Source organism: Fischerella sp. JS2, from assembly GCF_032393985.1.
GTDB lineage: Bacteria > Cyanobacteriota > Cyanobacteriia > Cyanobacteriales > Nostocaceae > Fischerella.
Genome location: NZ_CP135918.1, coordinates 6,032,328 through 6,052,730, shown reverse-complemented (window position 1 = coordinate 6,052,730; position 20,403 = coordinate 6,032,328). Strand labels below are relative to the sequence as shown.

Below are 20,403 nucleotides of genomic sequence, written 5' to 3'. Positions count from 1 at the left end.
ATCTTGGCAAGTGGTGTTAGTTGTTAGTTGTTAGTTGTTTGGAATCATCAACCACTAACCACTAACCACTAACAATTACCGTTGACACTGCAAACAAAAATGACTAGATCTACCAGCTAATCTTGTCTGTTGAATCTCAGTCCCGCAAACACGACAGGGTTCGCCAGTACGGTTGTAAACCCATGCTACACCACCGTAGTTACCGTTAATGCCCTTGACGTTGAGGAAATTACTAAAAGTCGTTCCACCAGCTTCGATACTGGTTTCTAATACTTTAATTATCTGCGATCGCAACTTTTCGATTTGCTCTCGCTGCAAATCTATACACATTGTTTCTGGTAGTATGCCACTCATGAACAACGCTTCATCGGCATATATATTGCCTAATCCTGCCACCACAGATTGATCTAATAAGGCTGTTTTGATTGGACGACGTTTGTTTTTGAGTTTCTCGGCTAGATAATCAACTGTAAATTCTCGTGAAAAGGGGTCTACTGCTAGTTTTGCTAAACCAGTGATAATGTTTTCTGGTGCTTGATTTGCTGACACCCACCACATTTGACCAAAGGTACGCTGATCAACAAAGCGCAATTCCCACCCATCTTGAAAGAATAATCTGACTCGCGTGTGCTTGTGTAATGGTTCTTCTCGTCGTAACCACAGTAGTTGACCGGTCATACGTAGGTGAACGCCCAAGTAACTCGTGAGGGGAGTGTGAGGAGTCAGGGGAGTGTGTAGACGCGCAAGCGACTTCCCGCAGGGTGGAGTGGGGGAAGACAAGGAAGCAATTTCTCCCCCTTGTCCTCCTTGTCCTCCCTGTCCCTTATCTATTAAAGGAAGAGTAAGTTCGGCGAGAAGATATTTGCCGCGTCGATGCCAAGTAGTGATCGCACTTCCCTTGATACCAGTAACAAAATCATCTGCTGAAAACGGATAAGCGATCGTCCGATGCAGCAGTACGTCCCCACCCGTGATTTCTTGGTTGAGGGTCAATTGATTTAGACCCTGCCGGACTGTTTCAACTTCAGGCAACTCAGGCATCTAAGCTAATTATTGACAACAAGCTTATTGTGCCAAGTACTGTGGCTTTTTGGCAGACATTAAAATTGGGAGTAGTCAACAATGAGTATTGAATCAAAGCTTTGACTCTCTACCCTCTGCTGCTTACTCCCGAAAATCACCCCATTAAGTTTTTTTGGAGGTTTCTAACCCTTAGGCTTTTTTAGCTTTTGCCTTTGGTGCTTCAACCTCTACTAACTCGTCTTGAGCAAAGTTATTTGTGTTCACGCCAGCATAATTCACTTTCTCAAAGCGGACAATCACTGGGTATCTGCTAGTACCACCTTGCTCGATAGATGCAACAGTTCCTACATCCTGAAACCAGTAGGATTCTGGACGGAGAATGCGTACTTTAGAACCACGTTGAACCATGAGTTTGTTCCCTTTTTATTATCAATTGCCAACGTATTAAGGCTAATTGATTTCACTGTACAATCACAGCGCCTCCGGCAGAAGCTTTGTTAAGTTATTTGTCAATGGTCAATAGTCAATGGTCAATTGTTGGTGGGTAGAGACGCGATGTTCCTCGCGTCTCTACATTAGTAGTTAGTGGTGAGTCAGCGACGGGAACGCAGGGGGTCTCCCCCATGAGCGACTGACGAACCCAAAGGTTTAGTGGTTATTCCCACACTCCACCCTTACCTTAAGCCGCTACGCGTCTACATACCCCTCACACTCCCCCCATCTCCCCATTTCCCTATCTCGTAACAAATAGGGTGTCACACCCTCCTTGACAATACCCAAATCATGGAATATCCTTCAGTCGCAAACAAAAATTTTTTGTCATCCTATGCTTTGGCTAAAACAAATACACTACCCTCGTTACCCCTGCCAATTCGTAAGTTGTTATCTAGATAAGTAATATCCAACCAGCCTTGTTGTTCGTTGCTGTTGAGAGAAAAATCAATCGCAGTCAATTTCTGACCAGCTTCTATTTGTTGGATATATTTGTCAGGAGACTTGTAGTCAATTAAACGTTGGAAGCCGAGTATTGATCGCTCAAATTTAACTTGGACACGGCGGCCTGAAATTGGTTCAAACTTAGCAGCGACGCTGACTAAACCTTCAAGTAACGGTAAACCATAAATTTCGGCTATGTTGTAAACGCTATTAGTGTTAACGCGAATACACTGATAAATTTCTCCAAGTTTACATAAAGGCAAGCGATCAAGATTCAAAAGAGCCTTGCTGGTGGTATAAAGAAGTCGCCAATTGCCATCAAGTAAATCGCCTGCTTCCACCGGACGTGGTGTAGGGTTAAGGTCTTCTAAGTTAGCAATCGCAACTAAAATAGCTTGCTTATCCTGTTCGCTTGCTAAAAGACCACGATTTTTACCAGCAATTGTTTCTAATAAAGTCGCTTTTGGGAACATCACCTACTACCTAAAACAGTATTAGTCTCAATCAAGAACAACAAGAAGTTAAGACCTTTGTGTATTGCGTTGTATCAATAAGCTTTTTGCAGAAGTCAGGAAAAGAGAAAAGCGAAACAATTAAAGGTATTAATTTTTTCTTTACCCTTTCTCTTTAACTTTTACCCAAAATTACTTATTGTAATTGTTACTTTTGCAAGATGCCCAATCACAAAGTTACTATCACTATTTACTTAGATTGATAGTAAAAACAAAAAATTTTGTCTGATTTTGGAAGTAACTCGTTGAATAATCAACTAAAATCTTCCGTATCAAGTGATAGACTCTTAATGTCAAGCTATAATGGCACTCCTTGTATCCTAAGTCTGATATGCTAAATTCCCCATTACGCGAAGAACCTCGCAATCAACGTGCTGCTGTAATACCATTAAAGCAAGAGTCCTCCATTCTGGATTGGTTGCAAACTAGTGGTCGTCTCATAGCGCGTGATACCCAAGAGCCTGATTTTAGTGAAGATAACGAAGAAGAAATTTCGGAATTTTTGGGTGGTGATGACGGTATAGCCGATTATGACTTTGATGACGATGATGATATCGTTCCAGACGAAGAGTAGTCAGTAAAGACTAAAGAGTCAACATTTTAACGAGTCCCTATTGTTCATCTGTCGTACAAGTGTGGAGTGAGGGGAAACAACCGTGGACGCTAAATTATCTCCTGACCAGGGGTTGAATATTTCTGGCATAGGTTTAGTTTCTGTTTTAGGTGTAGGGTTAAGTGTCGCAGCGCTAGTTTTGGATGGCATGGCAAATAGATTGCCGTGGGCTAACACTTCCCTCACCTTGCCATTTCTATTATGCGCTGTCATTTCAGCAGCCGTGGGCTTTTTTGTTGTGCCAATGCTGCAAGCACTCAAAACAGGGCAAATTATTCGCGAAGACGGCCCCCAAGCCCACTTGAAAAAAGCAGGTACGCCGACAATGGGTGGTATCTTTTTTGTTCCTGCTGGAGTAATAGCTGCTTGTATATTAGCCAATTTTAATACAAATGTATTGGCAGTTTCAGGATTGACGCTAGGTTACGGATTGATTGGCTGGCTCGACGATTGGCAAATTTTGCGCCGTAAATCCAACAAGGGTATTTCCCCTCGAATGAAGCTTGCCCTACAGATCGGTTTTGCAGTTCTTTTCTGTTTGTGGCTGCTTTTTAATCAACCTGCTAATATCACAAATTTAGCTTTACCTTTCGGCTTCTCTTTACCTTTAGGCTTGCTGTTCTGGCCTTTGGCAGGCTTTGTATTAGTAGCAGAAAGTAATGCTACTAACTTAACAGATGGTATTGATGGATTGGCAGCAGGAACAGTAGCGATCGCATTACTAGCCTTAGGTGCGCTGATTGGTTCCACTTCACCGGAACTGATGATTTTCTGCGCTGCTTTGAGTGGTGCTTGCTTAGGCTTTTTGGCACACAACCGCAACCCAGCCTGCGTTTTCATGGGAGATACTGGTTCTCTCGCCCTGGGAGGAGCATTAGCGGCTGTAGGATTGCTTACTAACACTCTAGTAACACTATTCATCTTAAGCGGGATTTTCTTTGTAGAGACCCTATCTGTAATGGCACAAGTTAGCTACTACAAAGCTACAAAAGGCCCTGATGGCAAAGGCAAACGTTTGTTGAAAATGGCTCCACTACACCATCACCTTGAACTTTCAGGTTGGTCAGAATTACAAGTAGTAGCCGTTTTCTACATCATCAGTGCTATTTTGGCTGTTATGTGTTTGGCGATCAGTAAGTTCTGAGATTTAGACACAAATCATCACAGCAAATAACCTCCTCTATATGAGGGAGGTTATTTTGGCGTTGCATAATAGCGGTATGAATTGAGGTCAATTAATCATGGAATGTCCACGCTGTGGATCTTGTCATAACCGTAAGAATGGAAAGAAAAGAGGTAAACAGAATCACATTTGCTGTGATTGTGGTCGTCAATTCATTGATGTCTATAAACCACCCAGGGGCTACTCGGATGAAATCAAACAAGAATGCCTAAAAATGTACGTCAATGGTATGGGATTTCGTGGAATTGAAAGGGTGAAAAACGTTCATCATACTACCATTATTCATTGGGTTAAACGAGTGGGTACACAATTGGCGGATACACCAAATTCAAAGGAAATTCCGCAGGTGGGAGAACTAGATGAATTAGAAACATTTATTGGTTCAAAAAAAATAAAATCTGGTTGTGGACGGCGGTAAATCACTTTACTCAAGGTATTCTTGCTTGGGTTTTAGGTGATCGTAGTTCGACTACTTTCCAACAGTTATGGAACATTGTCCAGTGTTGGCAGAGTTATTTTTACGTCACAGATGGATACCCTGTTTACCCTTGTTTTGTTCCTGATGGTGACCAAATTGTGAGTAAGACCTACATGACACGAGTCGAAAATGAAAACACAAGGCTTAGACATTATTTGGCTCGTCTTCATCGTAAAACTTTATGTTATTCCAAAACCGAGGAAATGCTGAGATACTCTGTTCGATTGTTATTGCACTACCTCAAATATCGTTCTGTTCCCTTACCTGCCTAAAACATACCTTTATTCAGCAACGCCGTTATTTTAATTTAAACCTTCTGCCCTTTGGCTTGAAAGTCACCTCACCCCGTCCTGTCGGACACCCCTCTGGTGAACTCGCAACAGAGGGGATGGGGGGCCCCCTCTGGGGAACTCGGGGGCCCCACTCCCCTAAGGGAGTGGGGATTAGGGGTGAAGGGGCTGTTCTTGTGAGGTTTTTCATGCTTGGTGGTGAAATCTTTTCATCGAACTGTTCTGCGCCTTTGTTCGCTCAAGACTTTAGTTCACACCATGTGTATTGGAAAGTGCTACAGGCTTAGATTCTGGTTTAGTATCACGAGCAGTCATACGCTTGTAGACAAGACGAGAAATTTGCGGAAAAATATCTACGCTATTGGAGTATGCAGGACTGTGTCCAAAAATGGCTAAAACATAGGTTGCTTTTTCATCTCCTGTGGAAACCATTGCCATTTCTGCACGGGAGCGAGAAGTCCAACCAGCCTTAGAATGAAAACTAACGTTAGTCTTAGATAAAGACTGACCTAAAAAACCTCGCACAGGATTGAAAGCATACAAATCCGGAGCTTGCCAAGCTTTCGGATTTAAATCCCTTTCTAGCCAGTCACACATTTTTTGACTAGCTGCTTGAGAAACAGCTGTTTTCAGGTAACAAATCTCGTACATCAGTCTGGCTGCTTGTCTGGTTGTAATCCGATTCGGATTCCAAGCAGGTCTACTTAACATTTGTGATTCACTACCTTTGGGTTCTGGAAGATTGAGGTAATAAAGCGGAAAAGTTTTTTGGCTCACATTAATCCGTTTATAGCCAGCTTCGCGGAAAAACCTATTTACTTGTTCACGTCTATTTTTCCAACTCTTAAATTTTTCGCTCTTGAGTTTGGGTTGAGAACGTGTAGCAGTAATTTGATCAACAATGTAGCTAGCAGCTTCATTATCAGACTCCTTAATCATCTTGGCGATGTAAGGAGTAAAATCTTCTTCATTTTTCCAAATCCCACTCTCGATTTGGGAATATAAAACCGTCAGCCAGAAGGTCTTTACTACACTAGCAGGATATCTAGGTACGTCTTGCTGGTATCCTGCTGTCTCGCCTGTTTTCGCATCTATCAATGTAATTGATAAAGGTTTTTTCGGCAGACCTTTAGCAGCAGTTAGCTTCACAACTTCATTAACAATTTTTTGCAACTGTTGGCTGTATTTAAAATCTGGAGGTGTATCGAGATTATAGGCAACTTCTGTATTTTCTTTTCCTGGAAGACGAGAAGGAATAGGCATTCCTTTAGCGATCGCCCAACTAGGACGTGGTAGTGGAGTAGTATGTAATTTTAATTTTTTTTGAGTAGATGATGTCGCAGGAAGTAGTACAGAGTCTGGTACATTTGTACGTAATTTTAATGTTTTTTGAGTAGATGATTTAGCAGCAAGCAAAATACCGCCTGATGCAGCAGCATTCAGTGAATTTAATGGTTGTGCAGCAGATGTTCTTGCAGACTGTGTAGTCACGTACTTAGCCATCAAAGCAGCTGCCAGCACAAATGGAATAGTCATTCTCACGGTTACAGTATTGAATCTGGCAATGAAGCTAAGCGCTGAGATTTGCTGAGATGAAACCTTAGATTGAGGCGATTTCTGCATATTTATTTTTGGCTTGTGTATGGATATAGTTTGCAACTTTTAGTTGCAACAACAAGCGTAATTATATTACCAAAAATATGCAGTATAAAACAATTCAGATTCACTTGTCTTTAACAGTAAATTGCATGAAATTACAATAGCTGATTCATATTGATTACAAATTTTAATAACGTGCTATCTTATCCAAAAATAGGGTTAAGAGACTAGAATGGTCGCAGGATAAGGAAGAGAAGTTTTCACGCTTAATTTACGAGATCAAATCTGATGGATAAATGTTTATAAAACTCTGCTTTGATTAATTGTTGTTAGTGACCGCATTTATGATAGTCTTGTATCAAACAGGCAAATTTATCTTTTTCATTCCTTAGTATTGAGTAGAGGATCGCGAAAACAAAGATACTATCTAAAATCAGCTAAAAAAACCAAAAGACAGGCTTTTTTGAGTTTGAGTTTTTAATTTTGTGTAGCGCTATTAACATCTTGTTTTTAATTCCTAGATACAGATACAGCTACTACCTGTATTTTGATAATTGTGCCTATATCTTGAGGCAGATATTTAGTTATTTGATATAAAAAATTACTAAAAAAGCATTTCTTATTAAAAAACACCGCTTGGGGTGAAATAAAGCGTTGTAACTGCTATTTTTTGGGGATAACATGGGAAATAGTTCTAATTAGGCTTCTCACACCACATTTGGTGTTAGTTTTTATGGACATTCAGTTAATCAACATCGGTTTCGGCAATATTGTGTCCGCCAACCGAGTAGTTGCCATTGTCAGTCCAGAGTCTGCCCCTATTAAGCGAATCATTACGGATGCACGCGATCGAGGTCAACTTATTGATGCAACCTATGGTCGTCGTACCAGGGCTGTAATTATTACAGATTCCAGCCATGTTATCCTCTCGGCGATTCAACCGGAAACGGTTGCAAATCGTTTTGTGGTTTCCCGTGAACATCAGGCGGTAGATAACTAAATCAGGAGTTGATGAAAATTCTTACTCCTATTTGCGCCATATCAGCAGTAACATGTGAAATAGACAAATTTTCTGTCACTCATACTACAAAATTCTGTTAGTCACAGAAAGTTGGCGGCAAGGGGGATGGGTAATAGGTGTTCTTACCAATTACCAATTACCAACTACCAATAAATAATGTCTATTAATTGATTCACAGGTTGAGCGGATGATGCAAGTCTTATCCATCCAGAGTGGTGCTACTACCAAAGATTGTCCATCTTCTGGCAAGCTAATTGTCTTAACCGGACCTAGTGGTGTCGGCAAAGGCACTTTAATGCGATCGCTTCTGGCGCGTCATCCAGAGCTTTACTATTCTGTATCTGCAACTACTCGTTCTCCTCGTCCAGGAGAAATCGACGGCAAAGATTATTACTTTATTAGCCGTAGTAAATTTGAACAATTGATGGCAGCAGGTGAATTCTTAGAGTGGGCAGAATTTGCTGGCAACTATTACGGTACTCCCCGTGAACCAGTCATCAACCAAATTTGTTCTGGCAAATTGGTAGTACTGGAAATAGAGTTAGAAGGAGCTAGACAAATCCGCCGTTCCTTTCCTGAAGCACTCAGTATTTTTATCTTGCCGCCTTCATTCAGCGAGTTAGAGAAACGGATACGTACTCGCGGACAAGACTCGGAAGAAGCGATCGCTCGTCGTCTACGCCGCGCCCAAGATGAGATTAATGCTGCTGATGAATTTGATATTCAAATCGTTAATGACGATTTTGAAACAACTCTCAAATCTATAGAAGCAACTTTGTTTGGATAGTTCACCACCCTTAAAAAACCCTATTCTTTGCCCAAAAAAGCGACAAAGGACACAAAGCAAGACTTACTAAGCCCTTTGCCTGTGTCCTTTGTATTTTGTTAGTAGTTAATAGTTAGTAGATAGTAGTTAGTAGGTAATAGGTAATTGTTATTAGCTATCAACCACTAACCACTAACCACTAACCACTAACCACTAACAAACGTCTATCTTAACCAAAGAAACCTTGAATCAATCCGATATTGACAGTTAAGAAGTAGGCTGTTACAGCACCACCAATACCACCAATCAAGAAAGCACTGCCGAAGTTGCTCCAACCTTCTTTAGTATGGAAAGCATCAGAAGGATGAGGTGCAGTTACACTCGCAACTGGTTCGGGAGGATTACTATTTGCGTACAAAGATAGGGCAATAGTCAAAATCACAATTAAGCCAATAGCTGATAACAAACCAGCTAAGTCAGCATTCACAGCATTCCGCAGGGGACCTAATTTGGCAAAGGGGCCAAAAATCCAGTAACCATGAGCCATGCCAACTTCCAGTCCTCTTCTAAAAGGAGTAATACCTGGACGATATGCAGGCAAATTGTTAATGAACCACTTGGTTAAGGCAGAAGAATTAATTGGTGTTTCTAGGTTGCCAATTTGCGGATCACGTTTTGCTGGAAAAACTACTTCCCGATTTCTAGGATCGCTAGGAAGATTTTTGGATGCATCTACTGCTTGCGCCATATTTTAATTTCGCCTCTCAACAGTAAGGTGGCAATATTTTATATTAATAATAATTGTCTTTCGATGTCATTTTTGAAAACTAAAGTTTAGAAAAATTAATTTCCTTCCTTACCTTCTAAATATACTCCTTTGTTGAACTTTGAGCTTGCTTTTGAAGATTTATATTTATCAACCACAAAGGACGCAAAGGACACAAAAAAGTTAACAGGTATTTTTAATTTTTGAGAACACAAAAAATCATGTTGGTAACAACATAAAAAGTTAAAATACTCTTTTTAATATTTAGCAGCGAGTAGTTACTAGTTATTTATTATTTACTCAAGTTAACCACTATATGGGCGAAGCATCTGTACAATAAAATTTTCGCTTTAGCGAGAAATATAAATAATACAAATGCTTCGCCCCTGCTAACCAAACCCTTCAAAAACTAAAACCCGTTATTTCTTATGGCAACGGGTGGAAAAGTAAATCGGGGAAAAAGCGGTTAAATTCAATCAAAATGCCTGCTGTAATGAACAGCCATATCGTAGTGATTACAGGTGCTGTAGTAAGAAACTTAAACAAAGGGCTTTGATTATCCATGAATTAATCTCCGAAGTAGTCAATGAATCAAGCAATACTAGCGTGGTGAAATGGGAATTTCTTCATCCTTGGCTGTTAATTCACCAGAAAGCAATTCTTTGATTGCTGCTGCTGGCCAAGCAAAGCCGGATAGCATGATTGGCAGTGCCAAAGGAACATCGATTTGAATTTCCTTCTGTTCTACGTCGCCTCCTTGCTTTTTGATTGTTTGCAGGTAAGCACGACCAACCCAGCCAATCCAACCAGCAATATACAAAAAGAGGATGCTGGGAATTAAAAAGTCACCAGCGCGGTCTAAACGACCATCCACAATTAAGTGAGGTAAACCCTCAGGACCACAGTATGCCTGAGAATAACGCTCAAATCGCTTTTGCCCAGACTGGGGATCAGCAGTGGTGTTGCGAGCAACTTGTGCACGCTGAGCAAAGGCAGAAGATTCACTACAAGGTACAAGATCTGCTCCCAGCGCATTAGCGGCAGGAGCAAAGTTAAACCAAAGACAAATCGCTAAAATCAAAGCAAACAAGCGTCGCATGGAATTGTTTCCTTTCATTACGAAACAAAATCTTAATATTGTACAAAACGAAGCGGCTTGTACAATTTTGATTTGCACAACATATTACGTCAATATAGTTTCATAGAATAAAGGTGAATAATGAAATTACCTTTATTTTATGTTTTTGGGAATAACACCCAATGGCTGAACTAAAACAGCCTTTGTCGAAAAAGGATATGATCCATTTTCGACTACTTTATGTAGAAGCATGTTCACTTTTGATGACCAGCAGAAATTTAATATTTCTTATTTGGTCTTGTGTGAAATTGTGGAGTTGAAATCCACAATCAAAGCCAGGATAAACAAAACTTTTGACAGATATTAATCTGACAAAATTTCTGATTTTTCCTGTTATTTTAGTGGGTTTTGAGTCTATGGCAATCATACTCTTGCCTGTGAACCGAGTAAAGTTGAAGTAAATAAAAGTTAAAGTTTCTCAAACTAGTCTTTATTAAGCATAACCCAGTGATGGCAAGCGTTTTAGCGATAGAAACCAGCTGTGATGAAACTGCTGTAGCAATTGTTAACAATCGTCAAGTAATAAGTAATATTGTGACCTCGCAAATTCCTGTCCACAGCCAATACGGCGGCGTAGTGCCAGAAGTGGCATCAAGACAGCACTTAGAAGTCATTAATATAGCGATCGCTCAAGCTCTAGAACAAGCCCAGCTAGATTGGCAAGGGATAGATGGGATCGCCGCCTCCTGTGCGCCTGGGCTAGTAGGAGCACTGCTAGTTGGGTTAACTGCTGCCAAAACCCTGGCGATGGTACACAACAAACCTTTTTTGGGTGTTCATCACCTAGAAGGTCACATTTACGCTAATTACCTCAGCGAACCTAGCCTCCAGCCTCCTTTTTTAAGCTTACTAGTTTCCGGCGGACATACAAGCTTAATCTACGTCAAAGATTGTGGTGTATACGAAACTCTGGGCGAAACTCGTGATGATGCTGCTGGTGAAGCCTTTGATAAAGTCGCCCGTCTTTTACAGTTAGGTTATCCTGGTGGGCCAATTATAGATAAGTTAGCGCAACAAGGAAATTCCCAAGCCTTTAGTCTACCAGAAGGAAGAGTTTCTTTACCGAATGGTGGCTATCATCCCTACGATGCGAGTTTTAGTGGCTTAAAAACAGCCGTGCTACGTCTGGTGCAGCAATTTCAGAAACAAAAGCAACCAGTACCAGTGACAGATGTTGCAGCTAGTTTTCAGGATACCGTCGCGCGATCGCTCACTAAAAGGGCAATAGCTTGTGCGAGCGACTATGGTCTACATACAATTGCCGTGGGTGGTGGTGTCGCAGCTAACAGTGGCTTGAGAAAGCAATTACAAGCCGCAGCCATAGAGTATAACCTCAGAGTTTTATTTCCTCCCCTCAAATATTGCACTGACAACGCCGCGATGATTGGTTGTGCTGCCTCTGATCATTTGAGTCGGGGTCATACCTCACCTTTAACTCTCGGCGTTCACTCTCGCCTGGGATTGACGCAGGTGATGGAGTTGTATAGGGGATAAGGGATCGGGGATCGGGATTGGGAATTGGGCATTGGTGTTTATTTTATCCCGTGTCCCTCGTGTCCCCCGTGTCCCCCTTGTTTCCCTTGTCCCCCTATCCCTGATCCCCAATCCCATGCCCTTAGTCCCTAACCTTGATTTCCGAGTGTTTAAAAACAATTGAGCGGATATGATCAGCGACTGCCTCTGGTTGCTCTAACATAGATAGATGCCCACAGCCAGGAATTTCGATCACATTGTTTCCACTGTATTGGAACAACGGATGAAAACTTGCTAAATGACGCACATACTTAGGTTCCATGACCTTATCTTGAGCGCCTGCAATGAAATAAATTGGCTGTTTCAGTTGCGCTACTAACTGTGGTAAGCGGTTAATTTCATCCTCGGTAGTAGAATCTAGCAATGTTCCTAAAGCTGCTTCTGGATCGGCGCTAATGAAATCAATGATCCGCTGACGTGCCCAGTAGCGTTCTAGGGGACGCACCACACTCGCTCTACTAAATAGCAAATCAATTAAAGGTACTTGACTAAGCCATCGAGGACGAATTTGTAAAAATCGTTGACCTGCCAGGCGAAACTGCTCAAAGGCTTCTTTGAGATAAATACCGCCACCAGAGTTGATACAGATCACTCCCCGAATGCGCTCAGGCTTCTGAGCAGTTCCCCACAGAGCGATCGTACCTCCTAAGGAATGACCAACAAGCCAGGCACTAGTAATATTTAGCTGTTCCAACAGAGCAATTAAATCCTTTGCGTAGGCAGCGGGTGTGTAAAGAGACTCAAATGGATTGGCAAAATCACTGCGGTGGATAGAACTTAGGTCAAAAGAAACTCCCTGATGAATAAAATCAGTATATTTATTGGACTGGGATTGGCCAAAACCCCTTAAATCATAAGACAGACATTGAAAATCACCAGACAAGCGAGAAATCACAGGTTGCCAATAGCCACGACTATTGAGCCAACCGTGAATAAATACCAAAGTATGGGGATAGGATGTGGGAGCTGTAAGTTCGTATGCGTGTGGAACGCCCAAGATTTCGATGGTAGCCATACTTCTATCGTACTGCGAACAGTGGGTACGACAGCACAAGAATAAAGGATGAAGACAAACTCAGAAGACACAAGTATAAATACAAATACTTCACCCTTCACCCTACTCTACGAGAAGCCTATGAGCGCACGGCAGATGACGCCACGTGCTTTATGCCGGGAGAAGAGTCCACCGCAGTGGCTCCTTTATGCCGGGAAAGGAGTCCACCGCACTGCCTCGTCTACACCCTTCATCCTTCATTTCATTTGCCCAACAACCTCTGTCGCACCCCTTCAGCAATTTTGTGACCTAAATATTCTGGAATTATACTTTCATTTGGCCCTAGCAAATAGAGAATCAAGCGTGTACGTCCACGCCATACTAGCAAGTTGGCATTTACTACCAAAAGGTCTTCTTGCCAAATGGCATACATCACTTTATAAAATAATCCCGGTTGGTTATCAGCCTCTACGACTAAAGCAGGAAGATGAAAGACTGGATCGACGTAAAATTCAGTTTGTACCTGCTCTAGACCAGCATCAAGATTGAATTCTACTGCCAGCATTTCTTCTACTTCAAACCGTCCTGCTAAAGCTTCGCGAATAGCGCGACAGACATTTTCAGAAGTTTTCTCGCTCAAAGCTTTACTACCACGGTAAACCAGTAGTTTGATAAATACCAGCATTGGTGGTCGAATCTGACCGTATAAACTTAAACCGTGAATCGTTAACCCGTAAGCCGCTAGTACACCAAATATATCGCTGAGCAGAAAAGATTGGTTGCGGTAAGCAAAATGCAAAGCACTTTTGCTACCTTCTGGCTTGAGCTCAATAACTGCGCGCCTACTTTTATAGAGGCGGTAGGCCAAGCGTAAATTTTGCAGTTGAATTTCACTGCTAACAAATTGCTCATAAAACTGAGGAAATGCGCGATTAAAGCGCTTTAGGAGTTCCAGTGTTGAAGATTTTAAACCAGAAGCCATTGTTGGAGGTAAGCCTTGCTTGCTGTGATCACATCTAAAGCTTTCATATTTTTTGTGTGCTATTTAGTTTTTAGTTGTCGTCCTTTTGGTCAATTTTTCCTAGCCTTACTACAAAATGCTAAAGTTGAAAATGATTGATGTGAAGTAAACGATTACTGAGAAGTGTCATTGGAACTCTCGACAACGTCAAAAAATACGGATGTGAGAGATACCTAGACATAACTGGCTCAGATAAGCGTTAATAAACACTCTTTCATTAGAAACCAATTCAGTTATACTACCCGAACCACGCTGGCATGGGTTTTTGGAAAACTTGGTTTAGTGCTTCTGAACCGATCGCAACAACTAAAACTACTTCCTTTGAAGAGCATACAGTGGACAGCGCTGGTAATTCCAGTGGTGTTAGCGAAGCTTCTACCCAGGAGGTTCGCATTGTTTTTAGTACAGAAAGAGATATTGATTTATATGAACTTGAAGAACTATGTGATGCGGTTGGTTGGTCGCGTCGCCCTTTAAGAAAAGTCAAAAAAGCTATTGAGCATAGTTTTCTCGTTGCTTCAATGTGGCAAGTGCGAGGTAATAAAAGGCGACTCATTGGTTTTGCCCGTGCTACCTCAGATCATGCTTTTAATGCCACAATTTGGGATGTGGTAGTCCATCCAGACTTTCAAGGTAAAGGGCTGGGTAAAGCACTGATGAAATACGTTCTCAAGAAACTGAGAAGTGAAGAAATCAGTAATGTGACTCTTTTCGCTGATCCCCATGTTGTAGACTTCTACCAAAGCTTGGGTTTTATGTCCGATCCAGAAGGCATTAAAGGTATGTTCTGGTATCCTCAATAATCAGCAAATGTATTTAAATTAGCTCAATTAATAAACATATATTCTTACTAGAAGATATGGTTATAGTAGTATAGGCGATCAAAACAGTTTAATTTTTAACCTAGCTGCTTTCTTTCCCTATACCCCTATTTCTTGACATATAAACGGCTTCCTTGTAAAGTGGTCTTTGTTTGCATAAACGTCAATACCCATAGTTGTAAGCTGTAAAAGAAAAAATCTAAAATCTTATTTATCGTTTTATGTAAATGCTCTCATCTGTGATAAGATATTAAAGTTAACGGGATGTAGCGCAGCTTGGTAGCGCGCCTGCTTTGGGAGCAGGATGCCGCAGGTTCAAATCCTGTCATCCCGACTTAGAAAATTCAGTTATGTAACCCTAGATAATGAAATTATCTAGGGTTTTTTATTCTCGAACTTCCAGTCACAGGCCATACACTCCAGTGCTAAACCTCTTGCAAAAATAAAAAACCCCTCCCCCACTCCAGACTGGCAAGTGTAGTTTTATACAACCCAATAAATATTTGAATTCCTACCAACTTTTTCAACTCTTTGTGTTCTTTGTGTCCTTTGTAGTAGCCCGCAGCAAGCTGCTTCGTGTCTACGTTACATAAATATTTCTGGGTGAAAAGGGAGTAATTAAAAGGGAACTTTTAACAGGCAACTCGTCAATAATCAGATAGCAGTTAGCTGATGAGGACACAACCTCTAAACAGAAATTCAATAAGAATGCAACTGTTCACTATTATGCATAAGAGAAATATACGCAAACTTATAGTAATTATTGATTCAATTTGATATTTATACCAACTGGACAGTGCGATCGCAATTCACAATCTATCTGTCATCTATCACCCTTAACTTCAGTTGGTTAAATAATTATTGCTTCAACTTTAAACCAAATTATGTAGGGCTTTTTATTTTCTCATAAATAAATAAAAATTGACTATATTTTAATCTTAGATATTTTCCAAAAAATTTTGGTAATTATATTTGCACTTTAATTACTGATTATTGCGGAAAAATAAAACTTTGCAATTTTGCTGCCAGCTTAGATTTGAGGTATAAAAGACAGATTCAATTTATTGAAGGATATGTGTAGATTAAGGCAATCTTATTATGGGGTAGATGGAACGAATGACTGGCATATGGCGTCAACTATGGCATAGTAAAGGCAATAAAATGGCATTTGTCGCCTTCACAAGCGGGAGAGTTTTCACCGTCTGAAAGCAACATAATAGCAGGCATCTATCTACATTACTTTGCTGTCAATTTCTAGGCGAAATTGACGAACAAACAACAGCACAGTCCACTAGCGAAACAAATAACATCACAGAAACTAGTCAGTTCTGTGCGAATATAACAATTCGTTTGACTTGATAAAAATTTTTGATGCTAGGAGAAGTCATGAAATCATTGGTTCGCTGGGGTACAACATTAGGTTTAGTGGGGAGTACTCTGCTGGCAACAGTTTTTAGCGGAAATGCCCCAGTACTAGCATTACCCGAACAACAAATAGCAGAAAAACTGAATGAAGTACCTGTTTTTCTCATCACTAACCCCCAAGGTGTACCCCTAACTCGTACTCTGCCTCCTGCCCAAAACGGGCAAAAAAGTACTACGGTGGCAGATGTTTTTATGAATGGACAAGAAGCCCAGGCCTTTTTGGAAGAACTACGGAAACAAAAAGACCCGAAACTTGTAGAAATGGTGAAAACCCTGCAAGTAAAACCTGTGCCAATGGGAGTCGTTTATAAAAAGCTCAGAGAAGATAGAAATAAACCAGATCGTGTCTTGTTTGCCCTTCAACCCGGACAGCAAGATCTCCAAGGAGCAGTCACACTACTACGCCAAAAAGGTCAAGAGGTCAAAGGCTTAATTGTACCCGTGTTTATTGTTCAATCGGCAGACAAGGGCTACGTTTCAGTCAAACGGAAGTCTAACAATCAGGAAATTGTGCCTTTGTTTTTGAGTCAAAAGGACGCCCAAGGTTTGTTAAACCAGGTCAAGAAAGATATTCCGAAAGCGGAAATTCAGGTAGTTGATATTGAAGGCGTCATCCAAACCTTGCAGAAAAAAAATGATGAGTGGTTAAAGCAAGTTACCTTAGTACCTTCTTCAGAAAGCTTAGAATATATCAGCAAACAGCCAAGGACTAATGCACCTAACACAGCTGCGACACCAAATCTCAAGCCCAATAATGCTGTCACACCACCCACTAAACCGAAAAAATAACTAGACGCTATCAGTTATCAGTAAACAGTGAACAGTTATCAGACTGATATCTCCCCACACATTTCATGTGTGGGATTCCTTGTTTACTCTTCAACGATTTAGTCATTGAAATTAACTGATAACTGATAACTGCTAACTGATAACTATTAATCATGGCGGATCAACAGCCCAAAGAAATTTCTGGTTTGCAACTCTGGCAATGGCGTCAAGCAGCGATCCATGCAGCGATCGCTGCTGATGTATCATCGGCTGAGATAGACTGGCTATTACAAGAAATAGCTGGCTTAGATCGTTTGGCGCTACGTTTGGAATCGTTTAAAGACTGGCCACAAATCCAGTTGCAGCTGCCTTTAGAAGAATTAGATTTGCTATGGCAAAAACGATTAAAGGAACGCTTGCCAGTACAGTACATTGCCGGAGTTACACCTTGGCGACAGTTTAAAATCACAGTTTCTCCTGCGGTTTTAATTCCTAGACCAGAAACTGAGTTGTTGATTGATATTGTAGTAGCAGTTGCCAACAGTAGGGAGGAACAGCGCCTACAACAAGGACACTGGGCAGATTTAGGAACTGGTAGCGGAGCAATTGCTATTGGACTGGCAGATGCCCTACCAGAGGCAATAATTCACGCGGTTGATTATTCAAACGCAGCAGTTGCGATCGCTCAAATTAATGCCCAAAATGCCAAGCTGAGCGATCGCATCAAATTTTATCAAGGCTATTGGTGGGAACCCCTAGAGTCTTTCAAGGGACAATTCAGTGGTATGGTGTCAAACCCACCCTATATCCCTACCAGTACCGTGCAAAGACTGCAACCAGAAGTTGCCAACCATGAGCCACATTTGGCACTTGATGGTGGTAACGATGGTCTAGACTGTATCCGTTATTTGATCGAAACTTCCCCGACCTATTTAAAACCAGGTGGGGTATGGCTTGTAGAGATGATGGCAGGACAGGCGGATGTAGTGCGGGAGATGTTACAGAATCAAGGTAGCTACTGCAATATTAAAATTTATACTGATTTAGCTGGTATAGAACGCTTTGCCCTTGCCCAAAGATGGTGAACTATAAACTTTCATTGAAGAAGGCAGCTATGCAGGAGGCAGAGGGCACAAGGAGCGATGTTCCTAGGGGATTCTACCCACCAGCAATTCGTACCCGCTAAACTTCGTTTTAGCGGGGGTCTTAAACCCAAAAGCTCGGACGGCAATAGGGCTGCTCAACCGACAACTCAACATAGATGCCTCCTGCCCTCTGCCTTCCTCGCGCAGCGAGATAATTCACGCCTAATGTGAATTAAAACTATGGCAAAATCATGTTTTTAACATCAAACACAGATGCACACCGATAATTTATCTGTGTTCATCGGTGTGCATCTGTGTTCGTCAATCAAAATTAATTGGGCAATTGCATTTATAATTCATAATTTTAAAATGGCACAAGTATCCTTTGATACGCTCGTAGCTGGCGCACGGGCAGGTAAATTAATCAGTTTTCCCACAGACACTGTTCCAGCTTTGGCAAGTTTACCAGAGCAGGCAACCTTGATTTTTCAAGCTAAACAACGCACTCAAGATAAACCATTAATTTTAATGGCAGCTAATCCAGAAGCACTCTGGGCTTTTGTTAAGGGTAGTAAACAAGAGTATCAAATTTGGCAAGAAGTTGCTCAGAAATATTGGCCAGGGGCGTTGACTTTAGTTTTACCAGCTTCTGCACGAGTGCCAATAGCGATGAATCCTATAGATCCAACGACCATTGGTATCCGTGTTCCTGATTGTGCGATCGCTCAAAAGATATTAGCGCAAACAGGGCCCCTTGCTACCACTAGTGCCAATTTGTCAGGTCAACCACCTTTACAAACAATGGCAGAAATAACAGCTCAGTTCCCCGAAGTTCTGGTATTGGCTAGCACAGAGTACGAAAGTAAAATACCGACAAATGGAATACCCTCTACCGTTGCCAAATGGACTGGGATGAATTGGCAGATTTTACGGCAAGGAGGAGTTAAGCTAAATTAAATCAGTTATCAGTTGTCAGTGAACAGTTATCAAGCTTGTTTACTAATAACTGATAACTGTTCACTGATAATATTTATATTTGCCAAATGTATGGATTGGAGTAACTGGGTATATCTAGGAGCAGGACTATTATTAGGATTGGGTTTTAGTGGATTATTGGCACATAAAAATAGGCCATCTAGTTCATCCCCAGTACTACCAACAGAACAACAGGATGTGGTGAAACTCCAGCAACAGATCAAACAAACACAATTGGCATATGAAATGGCACGCGAAATGAGCCAGTTTAAAGCTGGGTATTTGGCACGAACTACTCACGTATTGCGATCGCCAATTAATGGTTTAATTGGTTTACAACAGCTAATTTTGGCAAATTTGTGTGAAAACCCAGAAGAAGAACGAGAATTTATCAAACAAGCTCATGACCGGACACTCAAGCTACTGAAATTAATTGATGAAATTCTTGCTGTTGCTAGATTAGAACATGGTACAAATAAACTAGACTTGCAACCGCGATCACTCAAAGATTTGTTGCAGGAAGTTTATGATTTAACTTATATGCTGGCAGAAAATCGCAATTTCCCCTTCAAAGTCTTACTGCCAGAATCAGAATTGAAAGTGGTAGTAGATTCTCGTTGGTTAAAACAAGTATTAATCAGTTTAATCGAAACTGCGATCGCTCAGATGGAGGAAGGCGGTATTTATATATCTACCCAAGCCTCACCTAAAGATAAATTCGTTTATGTTTGGCTGGATGTGCCTAAACAAAATGTTTTACAGTCCGAACCAATAGATTTAATTTCATCTACCAATAAACTTGCTGAAACTGAGGAAGATAATATTACTTTTGACCCAGGAATGAAGTTCTTGTTTAATCAAACTCTACTAGAAGTGATGGGGGGCAAATTAGAAATTGTTCCTCTAACAACACAGCAGACTGAAGACATGACTCGGTTGCAAGTCACTATCCCTCAATCTATCAGTTAATAGCGATCAGTAATCAGTGATCAAACAATTCTGCTCAGTGATCACTGATAACTGATCACTGTAAAGCACCATTGTAGTGGTGGAATTTTTTTGAAAGCCAATTTTTTCATAGAACTGCTGCTGGCTAGTAGTCATCAAGTAGACACGTTCTACCCGTTGAAGGCGAGGATGACTCAGAACTGTTTCCACTAATTTACTACCCAGTCCGTTACCACGATAGTCTGGATGAATAACAACGTCCCAAATTGTGGCACGATAAATACAGTCGGAAGTTGCCCTAGCAAAACCAATTAGTTGTTGCCCATTCCAAATGCTAACCACAGGGTCACTGTTGGCAATGGCTACTCCTAAATCTTCGATACTCCGTCCTTTTGCCCAGAAAGCTGAAATATTTAACAGTTGCTGGAGTTGGTAAAGGTCTATTTTTGATTTGCGATCGCTAAATTGAATTTGAGAATAATTCATCATCGCACCAATTTAGGCAGTA

The 20,403-nt window shown here is 41.1% G+C and carries 21 protein-coding genes and 1 tRNA gene; 12 read left to right on the top strand and 10 right to left on the bottom strand.

The features are described 5' to 3' along the window. Window positions 1-75 precede the first annotated feature (75 nt). The 3 genes from RS893_RS25955 to RS893_RS25945 form a co-directional block, all read right to left on the bottom strand. The gene (locus RS893_RS25955; RefSeq protein WP_315788491.1) at window positions 76-1,041 is read right to left on the bottom strand and encodes a DNA-formamidopyrimidine glycosylase; all 966 of its coding nucleotides are present in this window, start codon (window positions 1,039-1,041) and stop codon (window positions 76-78) included. A gap of 171 nt (window positions 1,042-1,212) precedes the next feature. Next, complete coding sequence (locus RS893_RS25950; protein WP_026733112.1) at window positions 1,213-1,431, bottom strand: photosystem I reaction center subunit IV; 219 nt, start codon at window positions 1,429-1,431, stop codon at window positions 1,213-1,215. A gap of 416 nt (window positions 1,432-1,847) precedes the next feature. Next, window positions 1,848-2,432 (bottom strand): PAP/fibrillin family protein, encoded by a 585-nt coding sequence (locus RS893_RS25945; RefSeq protein ID WP_315788490.1) that lies wholly within the window; start codon window positions 2,430-2,432, stop codon window positions 1,848-1,850. A 370-nt stretch (window positions 2,433-2,802) separates the two neighbouring features. Here RS893_RS25945 and RS893_RS25940 point away from each other — a divergent pair, with 370 nt between their 5' ends. The 3 genes from RS893_RS25940 (at window position 2,803) to RS893_RS25930 (ending at window position 5,017) form a co-directional block, all read left to right on the top strand. Next, window positions 2,803-3,045 carry a DUF3134 domain-containing protein gene (locus tag RS893_RS25940; RefSeq protein WP_315788489.1) on the top strand — a complete coding sequence of 81 codons (243 nt, stop codon included), beginning with the start codon at window positions 2,803-2,805 and terminating at the stop codon, window positions 3,043-3,045. An 82-nt stretch (window positions 3,046-3,127) separates the two neighbouring features. Continuing rightward, window positions 3,128-4,228, top strand: a complete 1,101-nt coding sequence (mraY, locus tag RS893_RS25935) for a phospho-N-acetylmuramoyl-pentapeptide-transferase (protein WP_315788488.1) — start codon at window positions 3,128-3,130, stop codon at window positions 4,226-4,228. A gap of 97 nt (window positions 4,229-4,325) precedes the next feature. After that, window positions 4,326-5,017, top strand: a protein-coding gene (locus RS893_RS25930; protein WP_315784082.1) for an IS1 family transposase whose coding sequence is annotated in 2 segments (ribosomal slippage) — window positions 4,326-4,650 and window positions 4,650-5,017 — 693 coding nt in all. Because the reading frame shifts where the segments join, the coding sequence is not laid out codon by codon here. A 264-nt stretch (window positions 5,018-5,281) separates the two neighbouring features. On the opposite strand, the gene RS893_RS25925 is transcribed toward RS893_RS25930, so the two are convergent. Then, a complete protein-coding gene (locus tag RS893_RS25925; protein ID WP_315788487.1) occupies window positions 5,282-6,571 on the bottom strand; it encodes a serine hydrolase in 1,290 nt (429 codons plus the stop codon). A 796-nt stretch (window positions 6,572-7,367) separates the two neighbouring features. Between RS893_RS25925 and remA the strand changes: the two genes are divergently transcribed. Beyond that, the gene (remA, locus tag RS893_RS25920; protein WP_009459091.1) at window positions 7,368-7,634 is read left to right on the top strand and encodes an extracellular matrix/biofilm regulator RemA; all 267 of its coding nucleotides are present in this window, start codon (window positions 7,368-7,370) and stop codon (window positions 7,632-7,634) included. A 208-nt stretch (window positions 7,635-7,842) separates the two neighbouring features. Then, a complete protein-coding gene (gene gmk / locus RS893_RS25915) occupies window positions 7,843-8,442 on the top strand; it encodes a guanylate kinase (protein WP_315788486.1) in 600 nt (199 codons plus the stop codon). A gap of 208 nt (window positions 8,443-8,650) precedes the next feature. Here the strand turns inward: gmk and RS893_RS25910 are convergent, their stop codons facing one another. From RS893_RS25910 to RS893_RS25900, 3 genes are all read right to left on the bottom strand, one after another. Then, window positions 8,651-9,169 (bottom strand): photosystem I reaction center protein subunit XI, encoded by a 519-nt coding sequence (locus RS893_RS25910; RefSeq protein WP_315788485.1) that lies wholly within the window; start codon window positions 9,167-9,169, stop codon window positions 8,651-8,653. Window positions 9,170-9,613: 444 nt separating this feature from the next. Then, the gene (psaJ, locus tag RS893_RS25905; protein WP_315788484.1) at window positions 9,614-9,751 is read right to left on the bottom strand and encodes a photosystem I reaction center subunit IX; all 138 of its coding nucleotides are present in this window, start codon (window positions 9,749-9,751) and stop codon (window positions 9,614-9,616) included. Between the two features lie 37 nt (window positions 9,752-9,788). Then, the gene (locus RS893_RS25900; RefSeq protein ID WP_009459081.1) at window positions 9,789-10,286 is read right to left on the bottom strand and encodes a photosystem I reaction center protein PsaF subunit III; all 498 of its coding nucleotides are present in this window, start codon (window positions 10,284-10,286) and stop codon (window positions 9,789-9,791) included. Between the two features lie 489 nt (window positions 10,287-10,775). On the opposite strand from RS893_RS25900, the gene tsaD reads away from it, so the two are divergent. After that, window positions 10,776-11,819 (top strand): tRNA (adenosine(37)-N6)-threonylcarbamoyltransferase complex transferase subunit TsaD, encoded by a 1,044-nt coding sequence (tsaD, locus tag RS893_RS25895; protein WP_315788483.1) that lies wholly within the window; start codon window positions 10,776-10,778, stop codon window positions 11,817-11,819. Between the two features lie 121 nt (window positions 11,820-11,940). Here tsaD and RS893_RS25890 read toward each other — a convergent pair whose 3' ends face one another. Continuing rightward, window positions 11,941-12,873 carry an alpha/beta hydrolase gene (locus RS893_RS25890; RefSeq protein WP_315788482.1) on the bottom strand — a complete coding sequence of 311 codons (933 nt, stop codon included), beginning with the start codon at window positions 12,871-12,873 and terminating at the stop codon, window positions 11,941-11,943. A gap of 241 nt (window positions 12,874-13,114) precedes the next feature. Then, entirely contained in the window at window positions 13,115-13,834 is a 720-nt protein-coding gene (locus RS893_RS25885) for a hypothetical protein (RefSeq protein ID WP_315788481.1), read from the bottom strand. 296 nt (window positions 13,835-14,130) lie between these two features. On the opposite strand from RS893_RS25885, the gene RS893_RS25880 reads away from it, so the two are divergent. The 6 genes from RS893_RS25880 (at window position 14,131) to RS893_RS25855 (ending at window position 19,916) form a co-directional block, all read left to right on the top strand. Beyond that, a complete protein-coding gene (locus tag RS893_RS25880) occupies window positions 14,131-14,676 on the top strand; it encodes a GNAT family N-acetyltransferase (RefSeq protein ID WP_315788480.1) in 546 nt (181 codons plus the stop codon). A gap of 278 nt (window positions 14,677-14,954) precedes the next feature. Next, window positions 14,955-15,028, top strand: a tRNA-Pro gene (locus tag RS893_RS25875). A gap of 1,052 nt (window positions 15,029-16,080) precedes the next feature. Next, the gene (locus RS893_RS25870) at window positions 16,081-16,908 is read left to right on the top strand and encodes a Tic22 family protein (RefSeq protein ID WP_315788479.1); all 828 of its coding nucleotides are present in this window, start codon (window positions 16,081-16,083) and stop codon (window positions 16,906-16,908) included. Between the two features lie 152 nt (window positions 16,909-17,060). Further along, window positions 17,061-17,972 carry a peptide chain release factor N(5)-glutamine methyltransferase gene (gene prmC, locus RS893_RS25865; protein WP_315788478.1) on the top strand — a complete coding sequence of 304 codons (912 nt, stop codon included), beginning with the start codon at window positions 17,061-17,063 and terminating at the stop codon, window positions 17,970-17,972. Window positions 17,973-18,341: 369 nt separating this feature from the next. Next, window positions 18,342-18,929 carry an L-threonylcarbamoyladenylate synthase gene (locus tag RS893_RS25860; RefSeq protein ID WP_315788477.1) on the top strand — a complete coding sequence of 196 codons (588 nt, stop codon included), beginning with the start codon at window positions 18,342-18,344 and terminating at the stop codon, window positions 18,927-18,929. 90 nt (window positions 18,930-19,019) lie between these two features. Continuing rightward, window positions 19,020-19,916, top strand: a complete 897-nt coding sequence (locus tag RS893_RS25855; RefSeq protein WP_315788476.1) for a HAMP domain-containing sensor histidine kinase — start codon at window positions 19,020-19,022, stop codon at window positions 19,914-19,916. Between the two features lie 6 nt (window positions 19,917-19,922). Here RS893_RS25855 and RS893_RS25850 read toward each other — a convergent pair whose 3' ends face one another. Beyond that, complete coding sequence (locus RS893_RS25850; RefSeq protein WP_315792102.1) at window positions 19,923-20,381, bottom strand: GNAT family N-acetyltransferase; 459 nt, start codon at window positions 20,379-20,381, stop codon at window positions 19,923-19,925. Between the last annotated feature and the right edge of the window lie 22 nt (window positions 20,382-20,403).